The organism is Pseudogulbenkiania ferrooxidans 2002 (assembly GCF_000174355.1).
Taxonomy (GTDB): domain Bacteria; phylum Pseudomonadota; class Gammaproteobacteria; order Burkholderiales; family Chromobacteriaceae; genus Pseudogulbenkiania; species Pseudogulbenkiania ferrooxidans.
In genome coordinates this window covers 451,578-463,486 of record NZ_ACIS01000002.1, presented here as the reverse complement: position 1 = coordinate 463,486, position 11,909 = coordinate 451,578, and the positions used below count along the sequence as shown (strand labels likewise).

The following is an 11,909-nucleotide window of genomic DNA, read 5'->3' as shown; positions in this document are numbered from 1 at the left end:
AAGCGGGATGCGTATTGCTGGCCGATTGCAGGTCGACCGATATACCCATCAAGCCGATGATTTCGCCTTTGCTGTTGTACAACGGCCATTTGTACGTCAGGCACCAACCCGGTTCGCGGCTCTTGTAAAGGTGCAGTTCTAGCTGGCTTTCAAGAACCAATCCCTGCTCCAGGACCCGTCGATCCTGCTCTGTATAGCCAGGACCCAGCTGAGCCGGGAAGACTTCAGCACTGGTTTTACCCAGCAGGGGTTGTAGCTGTTTCAGGCCGCAGCGCTGTACCAGCGTGTGATTGGCAATGAGGTAGCGTGCCTCCACATCCTTGATGAATATCGCCGCATTCGGGATGACATCCAGTACAGGTAGCAACGGCGCCACTCCCGCCAGCCATTCCTCGATAGTTTCAGGGCGTCGTTGCTCATCGCCCCGGCACAACATGGCAAGTGCGTTCGGTGTCATGACTTCCACTCCCCGGTATCCGTGCTCCCCCTCCAGTACCTGTTTCAGGGGCAAAACAAGCAGCTTGCAGCACGGCTTGCGTCATGTCGAGCCGCCCGTGAGGCTGCCACGCCAGTCGTACACCACTAAAACAAACTATGCCGATTTCGTCATCAAAGATGAAGATAAGCATCAAGATTATGGGCATCGATGAGTCCATTCTATGGCCTGGAAACTGACTGCGGGGCTCCCTCCCGAGAGGGGTAGCGCTCTTCTAAATGGACAGGCTTATGAAACAGGTACACATCATCGATTCCCACACTGGCGGTGAACCCACTCGCCTGGTGATGAAAGGCTTTCCCGAACTTACGGGCAGCACCATGGCCGAGAAGCGCGACGCGTTGCGCGAGCAGCACGACAAGTGGCGCCGTGCCTGCCTGCTGGAGCCGCGGGGCAACGATGTGCTGGTGGGTGCGCTGTATTGCGAGCCGGTATCGCCAGACGCCACCTGCGGCGTGATTTTCTTCAACAATGCCGGCTACCTCGGCATGTGCGGCCACGGCACCATCGGCCTGGTCGCCTCCTTGCACCACTTGGGGCAGATCCAGCCCGGCGTGCACAAAATCGACACTCCAGTCGGCCCGGTCAGCGCCACCCTGCATGACGACGGCGCGGTGACTCTGCGCAACGTCCCGGCCTACCGCTACCGTCAGCAGGTCCCGGTAGACGTGCCCGGCCACGGCCGCGTCTACGGCGATATTGCCTGGGGCGGCAACTGGTTCTTCCTGGTCGCCGATCACGGGCAGTCGCTACGGCTCGAGAATGTCGAAGCCCTGACAGAGTTTACCTGGGCGATGCTCAGGGCCCTGGAGGACCAGGGCATCGGCGGCGAAGACGGCGCCCTGATCGACCATGTCGAGCTGTTTGACGACGATGACCAAGCCGATAGCCGCAACTTCGTCATGTGTCCAGGCAAGGCCTACGACCGTTCGCCCTGCGGCACCGGTACCAGCGCCAAGCTGGCGTGCCTGGCGGCCGATGGCAAGCTGGCCGAGGGCGAGGGCTGGGTTCAGGCCGGCATCACGGGCAGCCGGTTCGAAGGCCGTTATGAATGGGAAGGCGAGCGTATCCGCCCGTTCATTACCGGCCGGGCCTACATGACCGCCGACAGCACGCTGCTGATCGACGAACAGGATCCCTTCGCGTGGGGCATTTGAGCCCGCACGTCTGAGAACCTGTTCACGATCTGTCGCGAGCAGCCCTCAGCGGGGTGAAGGGCAGCACAGAAACCGGAGTGGACTGGAGTCCATGAGGATTTCGAGCAGCACATGAGCCCCGATCAGGGATGCGCAGCAAGATCGTAAACAGGTTCTGAAGCCGCCCCGGCGGCCCCTTTACCTCCATCCCCCGAATAAATGCTGTAAGGAGCAAAACAATGAGCGACAACATCTTCACCGGTTGCATTCCTGCCCTGATGACCCCGTGCACCGCCGACCGCAAACCGGACTTCGATGCCCTGGTGGCCAAGGGCCGCGAGCTGATCGACATCGGTATGAGCGCGGTGGTGTACTGCGGCTCCATGGGCGACTGGCCGCTGCTCACCGAAGCCGAACGTCAGGAAGGCGTGGCGCGCCTGGTGGCGGCCGGCATCCCGACCATCGTCGGCACCGGTGCGGTCAATACCCGCGAGGCCGTCTCCCACGCCGCCCACGCCGCCAAAGTCGGCGCCCATGGCCTGATGGTGATTCCTCGCGTGCTCTCCCGTGGCGCCTCGCCGGCCGCGCAGAAAGCGCATTTCGCCGCCATCCTCAAAGCCGCTCCGGGCCTGCCGGCGGTGATCTACAACAGCCCTTACTACGGCTTCGCCACTCGGGCCGACCTGTTCTTCGAGCTGCGTCGCGACTACCCGAACCTGATCGGCTTCAAGGAATTCGGTGGCGGCGCCGACCTGCGCTACGCGGCCGAGAACATCACTTCCAAGGACGATGAGATCACCCTCATGGTCGGTGTCGATACCCAGGTCGTGCACGGCTTTGTCAATTGCAACGCTACCGGCGCCATCACCGGCATCGGCAACGTTCTGCCGCGCGAAGTGTTGCAGCTGGTGGCTCTGAGCAAGCAGGCCGCCAAGGGCGACGCCAAGGCCCGCCGCCTTGCCGGCGAGCTGGAATCGGCGCTGGCGGTGCTGTCGTCTTTCGATGAGGGCTGCGACCTGGTGCTCTACTACAAGCACCTGATGGTGCTCAACGGCGACAAGGAATACACCCTGCACTTCAACGAGAGCGATGTGCTCAGCGATGCCCAGCGTCGTTACGCCGAGAACCAGTACGCGCTGTTCCGCGAGTGGTACGGCAACTGGTCGGCAGAACTGAACGTCGCCTGACGCACAGCCCCGGCGCACGGCGACGCCCTGATGCGCGCCGCCTCTGTTTGCCCCCACTGTGCAACTTCCTGTTGCGTAGCTGGGTTACCTACTTTCGCAGGAGTCACCATGAACTTGACAGGCAAGATGCTGATTGGCGGGCAAGCCGTCGCCGGCAGCCGCGAAGCGGTCCAGGCAATCGATCCGGCCACCGGCAAACTGCTTGAGCCGGCCTATCCCGGCGGCACCGGCGAGCAGGTGGAACAGGCCTGTGCCCTGGCCTGGGCCGCCTTTGACCGCTATCGTGAGACGTCGCTGGCGGTCCGTGCCCACTTCCTCGAAACCATTGCCGACGAGATCGAAGCCCTTGGCGATGAGCTGGTCGAGCGCGCCGTGGTCGAGAGCGGACTGCCGCGTGCCCGGATTCAGGGCGAACGGAGTCGCACCTGCGGACAACTGCGCACCTTTGCCCGCACCGTGCGTGCCGGGGAATGGCTGGACGTGCGGGTCGATACCGCCCAACCGGAGCGCCAGCTCTTGCCCCGCGCAGACCTGCGCCAGCGTCACGTGCCGCTGGGCCCGGTGGCGGTGTTCGGTGCGAGCAATTTCCCGCTGGCCTTTTCCGTCGCCGGCGGTGACACCGCCTCGGCCCTGGCGGCGGGCTGCCCGGTGATCGTCAAGGCCCATGGCGCCCACCCCGGCACCAGCGAACTGGTCGGCCACGCCGTGGCCCGCGCCGTGGCGAAATGCGAACTCCCTGAAGGCGTGTTCTCGCTGCTGTTCGGCTCTGGCCGTGAAGTGGGTATCGCCCTGGTCAGCGACCCGCGCATCAAGGCGGTCGGCTTCACCGGTTCGCGTAGCGGCGGCATCGCCTTGTGCCAGGCTGCCCAGGCCCGCCCGGAGCCGATCCCGGTCTATGCGGAGATGAGCTCGATCAACCCGGTGTTCCTCTTCCCGGCGGCCCTGCAGGCACGGGCCGAAGCATTGGCGCAGGGGTTCGTCGCCTCGCTGACCCAGGGCGCCGGCCAGTTCTGCACCAACCCCGGCCTGGTGATTGCTCTCCAGGGGCCGGACCTGGACCGCTTCAACGCGGCGGCGGCGGATGCCGTCCAGCGCAGCAGCGCGCAAACCATGCTTACTCCGGGCATCTTCGACGCCTATCAAACGGGTGTCGGTGCGCTGGCCAGTCATGCCCGACCGGTTGCCGCCGGCCTGAGCACCGAAGGCCCGAACCAGTGTCAGCCCCGGCTGTTCATGACAACGGCGCGGGACTTTCTTGCCAACTCGGCTCTGCAGACCGAGGTCTTCGGCGCCGCCTCGTTGATCGTGCAATGTGCCAACGGTGAGGAGATCCGCCAGGTCGCCGAGCACCTGGAGGGCCAACTGACCGCCACCCTGCACCTGGACGACGGCGACCTGCAAGCCGCCAGAGCCTTGCTGCCGACCCTGGAGCGCAAGGCCGGCCGCTTGCTGGTCAATGGCTGGCCAACCGGTGTCGAGGTGTGCGATGCCATGGTCCATGGCGGGCCGTTCCCGGCCACCTCCGATGCGCGCAGCACCTCGGTCGGGACGGCCGCGATCCAGCGTTTCCTGCGTCCGGTCTGCTACCAGGGTTTCCCGGACAGCCTGTTGCCTGCCGCGCTGCGGCACGGTAATCCGCTGCAGCTGCGTCGTCTGCTCGATGGCCAGAGAGAGGCCTAGGCCATGTCGAACTCCCCGACTTCACGTGCGCACATCGTCGTGGTGGGGGCCGGTATCGTCGGCATCGCCACCGCCTTGCAACTGCGCCTGGCCGGCTGCGAGGTGACGCTGGTTGATCGCGGCGAACCAGCGATGGAAACCAGCTACGGCAACGCCGGCGCCTTCGCGGTGAGCGACGTGATTCCGCTGGCCGAACCGGGCGTCTTGCGCAAGGTGCCGGGCTGGATGCTCGATCCGCTGGGGCCGCTGGCCTTGCGCTGGCGCTATCTGCCGACGCTGGTGCCGTGGCTGCTGCGCTTCGTCGCTGCCAGCCGGCCGAGTCGGGTGGCCGAACTCACCCGTGCCATGGCCGCGCTCTTGAACCGGGTCAACGACGACTACGCGCCGCTGATCGAGCGCGCCGGCCTCACTCATCTGTGGCGGCGCCACGGCAATCTGACGCTGTACCGCAGCGAGGCGGAGTTCGTCGCCGCCGAAGCCGCCTGGCATGCCAAGCGTGCGCACGGTGTCGAATGGCGCAAGCTCGGCCGTGCCGAACTCGAGCGCACCGCGCCGCAGGTCGGCAAGGAGTGGCAGGTGGCTGTGAACGTGCCGGCCTGGTCGCACGTGGACGATCCCTACACCTTCAGCCGCGGGCTGTTCGACGCCTTCATCCGCGAGGGGGGGCGTTTCGTGCAGGACGAGGTGCTGGCCACCGTCAGCGCGGCCGGACGCATTGCCGGCGTGGAGACCGCCAACAGCGGACGGCTCGAGGCCGACACGGTGGTGATCGCCTGCGGCATCTGGAGCGACCGCTTCACGGCACAGCACCAGTACCGGATTCCGCTGGAGAGCGAGCGTGGCTATCACGTGACGCTGCCCAACGCCGGCGTGGCATTGCATCACTTCATCCAGTGCGCCAGCGAGAGCTTCGTGATCCTGCCCATGGGCAACGGCGGGCTGCGGCTGGCCGGCACCGTGGAGCTGGCGCACCGCGATGCACCGCCCGACTGGCGCCGTGCCCACATTCTGATCGACAAGGCCAAGCGCATCGTCGGCGATTTCGACGCCAGCGACATGAGCATGTGGATGGGCAACCGCCCCTCCGTGCCGGATACCGTGCCGGTGATCGGCCCGGCGCCGGATTCCGCCGGCCTGTACTTTGCCACTGGCCACGGCCACCTCGGCCTGACGCTGGCGGCCACCACGGGCGCGCTGCTGACCGACATGATCCAGCGGCGTCCCAGCAGTTTCGATGTTTCACCGTACCGGCTCAACCGGTTCTGACCGGCCTTTCGGCCAACCTTAAAAAGAGAAGCAAAGGAGAAATCATGAAGCAGCGCTTTCCTCGCAGCATGACCATGGTGTTGGCCCTGGGTGGCATGATGGCCCCGTTCGCCATCGCGGCTGCGCAAGCGGATACCGTGGTGAAGATTGGCTTTTCCTCGCCGCTGTCCGGCCCTCAGGCGCATTACGGCAAGGACAACGAGAACGCCACCAAGATGGCGATCGACGATCTCAACGCCAAGCCGCTGACCATCGCCGGGCAGAAGGTGACCTTCGAACTGGTGTCCGAGGACGATCAGGCCGACCCGCGCGTCGGTACCCAGGTCGCGCAGCGCCTGGTGGACTCGGGTGTGAAGGCGGTGATTGGCCACTTCAATTCCGGCGTCTCGATCCCGGCATCCCGTATCTACTCCGACGCCGGCATCCCGCAGCTGTCGGTCTCCACCAACCCGGCCTTCACCACCGCCGGCTACAAGACCACCTTCCGCCTGGTGGGTAGCGACAGCCAGGTGGGCGGCGCGCTGGGGCGCTATGCCGTGGCCCAGCTCAAGGCGCAGCGCATCGCGGTGATCGACGACCGCACCGCCTACGGCCAGGGCATCGCCGACGAATTCATCAAGTCCATCCAGGGGTTGGGCAAGCAGCCGGTCAAGCGCGAGTACACCAACGACAAGGCTTCCGACTTCACCGCCATCCTCACCTCGCTCAAGGCGGCCCATCCTGACGTGATCTTCTACGGCGGCGCGGACGCGCAGGCCGCACCGATGGCCAAGCAGATGAAACGCCTGGGCCTCAACGCCAAGCTGATGGGCGGCGACATGCTGAGCACCCCCACCTTCATCAAGCTGGCCGGTGCCGATGCCGTCGGCCACTTCTCGGCGGTACCGGGTGGTGAGCTTGGCGCGCGTCCGGCCGGCAAGGACTTCGAGGCCCGCTACAAGGCGCGCTACAAGCAGGACGTGGTGCTGCTGGGGCCGCAGTTCTACGACGGCGTGATGATCGTGGCCGATGCCATGAAGCGCGCCAACTCCACCGAGCCGGCCAAGTTCCTGCCGCTGATCGCCAAGACCGCCTACAAGGGGGTGACCGCCGACTTCAGCTTCGATAGCGCCGGCAACCTGAAACACGCCCCGGTGACCATCTCGGCGGTGGAAGGCAGCAACTGGAAAGTGAAGACCGTGGTGCAGTAAGACCGCCAGCGTGCGGGGGCGGCGGGCTACCACCCGGCATGCCGCTGATACGGCCCCTTGGCCGCCGCCCCGGTGAGTGGGCTTTTTTCCCGAAGAGAACCGATCCATGACCGAAACCTGGCAAAGCAACGAGTTCGACACCATCGAGATGCACACCGGCGGCGAGCCGGTACGCATTATCCCCGGGCTGCTCGACGCCATTCGTGGCGACGACATCCTGGCCAAGCGCCGCGACATGCGCGACCGGCTGGACGGCGTGCGCCGCATGCTGATGTTCGAGCCGCGCGGCCACTACGACATGTACGGCGCGGTGCTGGTGCGTCCCAGCCTGCCGGGGGCGGATCTCGCCGTGCTGTTCATCCACAACGAGGGCTACAGCACCATGTGCGGCCACGCCGTGATTGCGCTGGCGCGCTACGCGGTGGAGCAGGGCCTGGTGGCGCGCAGCCTGCCGCTGACGCGGGTCGGCATCGAATGCCCGTGCGGCCTGGTCTGCGCCTGGGTGGCGGAAGACGGCAGCGTCAGCTTTGACAGCGTGCCGGCCTTCGCCTTCGCGCTGGATCACCAAGTGGACGTGCCGGGCATCGGCAGCATCAGCGTGGATATCGGCTATGGCGGCGCCTTCTACGCCGTGGTGGATGCCGCGCGCCTGGGCGTGTCCCTGGATGGCCGCCTGCGCGATCTGGTAGAGGCGGCCACGGCATTGTCGGACGCGGTGCGCCGCAGCATCCGTGTGCGCCACCCCGACGCCGACGACCTGGGCTTCCTCTACGGCAGCATCCTCACCGATGGCCGCGAGCGCGCCGGCGACGGCCCCAGCCGCAACGTCTGCGTGTTCGCCGACGCCGAGGTGGATCGCAGCCCCACCGGCTCTGGCGTCACCACCCGCATGGCGCTGCGCCACGCGCGTGGTCTGGTGGACAGTGGCGAAGCCTGCGTGTTCGAGAGCATTACCGGTGCGCGCTTCGGCGCCAGTGTCAACGGTCCGGCCGTGCTGCCGGGTCACCACGCGGTGACCGTGCGTGTCAGCGGGCGCGCCCATTACAGCGGCCGCGCCCGCTGGTCACTGGAGCCGGGTGACGAGATCGGGCGCGGATTCCTGTTGCGTTGATGGTTCGGGTGCGATGCGCCGAACGGGCGGTACGGAGGGGCGGCGCGAATGTCGAGGCACTTGGTACGGGTGCCAGGGGCGATCGATTTCCTCTGCGTAGTTTTTGCGCCAGCCTCCGGGCTGGTTTTTTTTGGGGGCGGTGGAGCCGAGCCTGGCAGAGAAGGGGGCTCTATGCGCAGGGTATGACGAGGCCCGGCGATGCGGTTATGATGACGTATCATTACGTTAACGTAAGGTACACATATGGAAAACCGCTTCCCGGTGATCGACCGCCGGACCATTGCCATGCGCTGGGGCGATATGGACGCTGTTGGCCATCTCAACAACACCAATTACTTCCGCTACCTGGAGCAGATCCGCATCGAGTGGCTCGATGAACTGGGGCACGGCATCAACCCCGATGGCGTCGGCCCGGTGCTGGCCAGCACCTCCTGCGTGTACCGCAAGGAGCTGGTCTACCCGGCCACGGTGGTGGTGACCATCGAGCTGGAGAAGCTTGGCAACTCCAGTCTCAAGCTGCGCCATCGCTTCTTCCGCGACGACGATGCCGAGACGGTGTACGCCGAGGCCGAGGCGGCGCTGGTGTGGGTGGATTATCGCAGCGGACAGACGGTGCGCATCCCCGAGCCGATCCGCGCCGCGATCAGCGGCGAGGGGGTGGCGGCCTGAATCCAGCGGCGGATCGGCCGCCTCCTCGTCGGGACGCACACGGGTGAAGGCGGCCCCGCACGGCGTAGTGGATGGGCGGGCCGGGGGCTCAGGCCTTGAACTTCTGCCGGATCAGGTCGCGCAGCAGGAAGCGGCTGGGGTGGATGGCGTCGAGCAGCGGCTTGGGCAGCGGTGCCGGTTCGTCGTCGAGGTAGGCGGCGAGGATTTCGCCTGAGAGCGGCGCGGTGATCATGCCGCGCGAGCCGTGCGCGGTGTTGACGTACAGCCCCTCCACCCACGGCGCCGGGCTGTCGAGCCGGCGTGTGGCGTCCTGCCCCAGCGCCCGGTAGCCTTCGAGGAAGGCGGCACGGTCGACCACCGGGCCGACGATCGGCAGGTAGTCCGGGCTGGTGCAGCGGAACGCGGCGCGCCCTGCCAGTGCCTCCTCGGGCAACTGCTCGCCGCCCAGCGCCCGGTACAGCGACGGGCACAGGCCGGAGAGCATGGCGAGGTTCTCCTGATGTTCGGCCGGCTCGACGCTGAGGTCGTCGGTGTTGAACTTGAAGGTGGCACCGAAGCAGTGGCTGTCGTGGCGTGCCGGCGAGACGTAGCCTTCGCCGCACAGCACGGTCTTGAGCCTGCGGCTCTCCGCCGTGGCCGGCGCCACCGTGACCTGGCCGCGGATGCGTTTGAGCGGCAGGTGTTGGGTGAGATCGAAGGCGGCCGCTTCGGCGCCGCCGGCGATCACCACCACCGCGCCGATGGCGAGCGGGCCGTCCTGCCCGTAGGCCGTCCACAGTCGCTCGACCGGGTTCCAGTTGAGCTCGGTGACCCGGGCTCCGAGTACCTGGCGGATGTTGGGGTGGTCGGCCAGGTGGGCGATCAGCTGGGCCGGATTGAGCCAGCCCGCCTGCGGAAAGAACAGGCCGCCGCTGGGTAGGTCGAGGCCGGCCAGCTCGCTGGCTTCGTGCTGATCCACTTGGCGCAGGAAACCTTGTGGCCAGCCGGCGGCGGCCAGTTCGGCCTGCTTTTGCGGGCTGTCCCCGTGGTGCGGCAGCTGGAGCACGCCGCAGGCCTGCCAGGTGGTTTCGCCCTGCGGCAGTTCCTTGTGCAGGGTACGCAGACTATAGCCGTAGCCCGCCAGTACCAGCCGCGTCAGCGGCGGAAAGTGCGGCGACAGCTTGGTGTACAGCACGCCTTGGGGATTGCCGGAGGCTTCCTGTGCCAGCTGCCCGTGGCGTTCCAGCAGGGTGACCTGCCAGCCGCGGCGGGCCAGGCCAGCCGCGCTGGAGGCGCCGGCGATGCCGCCGCCGATGACGATGGCGCTGCGTTCCGCCGGCGGGGCGGTCGGCCGGGCGAACCAGGGTGCCTGCCAGCCGCGTTCCGGCGTGTGCTCCAGTCGGCCGCGGCACATCTCACGCTTGTGGCCGTAACCCGGCACTTTTTCCAAGGTGAAACCGGCGGCGTTCAGGCCGCGGCGCACCGCCCCCGCGCTGGTGAAGGTGGCGAAAGTGGCGCCGGGTGCCGATAGCCGCGCCATTTGTTCGAACAGCGCCGGTTGCCACATCTCGGGGTTCTTGGACGGGGCGAAGCCGTCGAGGAACCAGGCGTCGACGCGGGCGTCCAGCTCGGGCAGCGTCTCCAGCGCGTCGCCGACCAGCAGCGTCAGCGCCAGCCGACCGCCGCGCAGCACGAAGCGATGCCAGCCTGGCGTCAGGATGTCGTACTGGGCCAGCAGCTCGCTGGAGTACGGCGCCAGCTCGGGCCACAGCGCCAGCGCCTGCTGCAGATCGGCGGGCGCCAGCGGGAATTTCTCGGTGCTGACAAAGTGCAGCCGCGCCGTGGCCGGGGCGTGCTGCTCGAAGCATTGCCAGGCGCACAGGAAGTTGAGGCCGGTGCCGAAACCGGTTTCGCCGATGCAGAACTGACCGTGCTCGGGCAGGGCGGCGAAGCGCTCGGCCAGCGCGTTGTGGTGCAAAAAGACGTGGCGCGTCTCCTCCAGCCCCGAGGCGCGGGAGAAGTAGACGTCGCCGAAAGCGCGGGAAAAGGGTTGGCCGTCGTGCCAGTCGAGTTGGGCGTGGTGCGTCATCCGGTTCTTCAGTACGGGTCAGGCGTTCAAGGTTGGCCGAAGAGCAGCTCAGTGGGGCAGGGCCTGGGCGGTCGTCGCCAGCACGACCGGCGACAGGTTCGGCAGCCGGATGTCGAGGGCCTGGTCGAGGCGCTGGTAATGATTGCCCTGCGAGCGGTGGTAGAGCGGGTCGTAGTGCTGCTCCAGCAGTTCCTGGACCAGTTGCTCGAAGCGGCCCCCGCGCACCAGCTCGGCCCAGCTGTCCATCTGGGCGCGCGAGTGCAGGTTCTTCAGGAAGTTCAGCTGCTCCAGCAGGCGCTCCGGCTCGGCGACGTAGAAGTCGTAATCTTCCAGCAGGAAGCGCACGCGCTCGGCGAGCGGTACCTCGAGGCGCAGGCACTCGCCCTGGTGCATGGCCTTGAACAGCGCGTCGGGCAGGGCGATCTGGCCGATCCTCTTGCTCTCCGCCTCGATGTAGACCGGGCGTTCCGGATCGAGCTGGCGCAACTGCAGCGCCAACTGGCTGTCGAAGCCTTTCTGCGTCGGCTGGGGCTGGCGCGGCAGCAGGCCGAGCACCGAGCCGCGATGGCAGGCCAGCCGCTCCAGGTCGAGCACCTGGTGGCCGGCCGCCGCCAGCGCCTCCAGCAGACGGCTCTTGCCCGAGCCGGTCGGGCCGCACAGCACGCGGAAGTTGAATGCCGCCGGCCGCTCGGCCAGTTCCTCCAGCACCTGGCGCCGGTAGGCCTTGTAGCCGCCCTCCAGTTGGTGGGCGTTCCAGCCCACTTGGGCGAGCACGATGGCCATCGCCCCGGAGCGCTGACCGCCGCGCCAGCAGTAGATCAGCGGTTTCCACGACTTGGGGCGGTCGTGGAAGCGTTCTTCGATGTGGCGGGCGATGTTCTTCGCCACCAGCGCGGCGCCGACCTTGCGCGCGGCGAACGGCGAGACCTGCTTGTACAGCGTGCCGACGCGGATACGCTCCTCGTCGTCGAGCACGGGGCAGTTGATGGCGCCGGGGATGTGGTCCTCGGCGAATTCCGCCGGGGTGCGCACGTCGATGATCTCGTCAAACCCGGTGAGCTGTGATACGTTCGCGACCTTGAAATACATGGTATGTGGTGAGAACC

At 66.8% G+C, this 11,909-nt stretch carries 10 protein-coding genes; 7 read left to right on the top strand and 3 right to left on the bottom strand.

The window, feature by feature from the left end:
- Positions 1–457, bottom strand: a 457-nt coding sequence (locus tag FURADRAFT_RS04820) for a PAS domain-containing protein (protein WP_456238945.1), incomplete at its 3' end; no start/stop codon positions are given.
- Positions 458–726: 269 nt separating this feature from the next.
- Between FURADRAFT_RS04820 and FURADRAFT_RS04815 the strand changes: the two genes are divergently transcribed.
- The 7 genes from FURADRAFT_RS04815 to FURADRAFT_RS04785 all read left to right on the top strand — a co-directional run bounded on the left by FURADRAFT_RS04815 (position 727) and on the right by FURADRAFT_RS04785 (position 8,735).
- Complete coding sequence (locus FURADRAFT_RS04815; protein WP_008952995.1) at positions 727–1,653, top strand: 4-hydroxyproline epimerase; 927 nt, start codon at positions 727–729, stop codon at positions 1,651–1,653.
- Between the two features lie 218 nt (positions 1,654–1,871).
- Positions 1,872–2,819: a dihydrodipicolinate synthase family protein gene (locus FURADRAFT_RS04810; protein ID WP_008952994.1), complete on the top strand. Its 948-nt coding sequence runs from the start codon at positions 1,872–1,874 to the stop codon at positions 2,817–2,819.
- Between the two features lie 108 nt (positions 2,820–2,927).
- Positions 2,928–4,499, top strand: coding sequence for an aldehyde dehydrogenase (NADP(+)) (locus FURADRAFT_RS04805; RefSeq protein ID WP_008952993.1), 1,572 nt, complete (start codon positions 2,928–2,930; stop codon positions 4,497–4,499).
- 3 nt (positions 4,500–4,502) lie between these two features.
- Positions 4,503–5,765 carry an NAD(P)/FAD-dependent oxidoreductase gene (locus FURADRAFT_RS04800; RefSeq protein WP_008952992.1) on the top strand — a complete coding sequence of 421 codons (1,263 nt, stop codon included), beginning with the start codon at positions 4,503–4,505 and terminating at the stop codon, positions 5,763–5,765.
- A gap of 44 nt (positions 5,766–5,809) precedes the next feature.
- Positions 5,810–6,955 (top strand): branched-chain amino acid ABC transporter substrate-binding protein, encoded by a 1,146-nt coding sequence (locus FURADRAFT_RS04795; protein ID WP_008952991.1) that lies wholly within the window; start codon positions 5,810–5,812, stop codon positions 6,953–6,955.
- A 106-nt stretch (positions 6,956–7,061) separates the two neighbouring features.
- Positions 7,062–8,066, top strand: coding sequence for a proline racemase family protein (locus FURADRAFT_RS04790; RefSeq protein WP_008952990.1), 1,005 nt, complete (start codon positions 7,062–7,064; stop codon positions 8,064–8,066).
- A gap of 243 nt (positions 8,067–8,309) precedes the next feature.
- A complete protein-coding gene (locus FURADRAFT_RS04785; RefSeq protein ID WP_008952989.1) occupies positions 8,310–8,735 on the top strand; it encodes an acyl-CoA thioesterase in 426 nt (141 codons plus the stop codon).
- 88 nt (positions 8,736–8,823) lie between these two features.
- On the opposite strand, the gene mnmC is transcribed toward FURADRAFT_RS04785, so the two are convergent.
- Positions 8,824–10,803: a bifunctional tRNA (5-methylaminomethyl-2-thiouridine)(34)-methyltransferase MnmD/FAD-dependent 5-carboxymethylaminomethyl-2-thiouridine(34) oxidoreductase MnmC gene (gene mnmC / locus FURADRAFT_RS04780; protein WP_008952988.1), complete on the bottom strand. Its 1,980-nt coding sequence runs from the start codon at positions 10,801–10,803 to the stop codon at positions 8,824–8,826.
- A 48-nt stretch (positions 10,804–10,851) separates the two neighbouring features.
- The gene (gene mnmH / locus FURADRAFT_RS04775; protein WP_008952987.1) at positions 10,852–11,892 is read right to left on the bottom strand and encodes a tRNA 2-selenouridine(34) synthase MnmH; all 1,041 of its coding nucleotides are present in this window, start codon (positions 11,890–11,892) and stop codon (positions 10,852–10,854) included.
- Positions 11,893–11,909 lie beyond the last annotated feature (17 nt).

Excerpts from the sequence above, each read along its gene's own strand:
- FURADRAFT_RS04810 (WP_008952994.1), top strand. The coding sequence starts at position 1,872 with ATGAGCGACAACATCTTCACCGGTTGCATTCCTGCCCTGATGACCCCG.
- FURADRAFT_RS04800 (WP_008952992.1), top strand. The coding sequence starts at position 4,503 with ATGTCGAACTCCCCGACTTCACGTGCGCACATCGTCGTGGTGGGGGCC.
- FURADRAFT_RS04795 (WP_008952991.1), top strand. The coding sequence starts at position 5,810 with ATGAAGCAGCGCTTTCCTCGCAGCATGACCATGGTGTTGGCCCTGGGT.
- FURADRAFT_RS04805 (WP_008952993.1), top strand. The coding sequence starts at position 2,928 with ATGAACTTGACAGGCAAGATGCTGATTGGCGGGCAAGCCGTCGCCGGC.
- mnmC (WP_008952988.1), bottom strand. The coding sequence starts at position 10,803 with ATGACGCACCACGCCCAACTCGACTGGCACGACGGCCAACCCTTTTCC.
- mnmH (WP_008952987.1), bottom strand. The coding sequence starts at position 11,892 with ATGTATTTCAAGGTCGCGAACGTATCACAGCTCACCGGGTTTGACGAG.
- FURADRAFT_RS04785 (WP_008952989.1), top strand. The coding sequence starts at position 8,310 with ATGGAAAACCGCTTCCCGGTGATCGACCGCCGGACCATTGCCATGCGC.
- FURADRAFT_RS04815 (WP_008952995.1), top strand. The coding sequence starts at position 727 with ATGAAACAGGTACACATCATCGATTCCCACACTGGCGGTGAACCCACT.
- FURADRAFT_RS04790 (WP_008952990.1), top strand. The coding sequence starts at position 7,062 with ATGACCGAAACCTGGCAAAGCAACGAGTTCGACACCATCGAGATGCAC.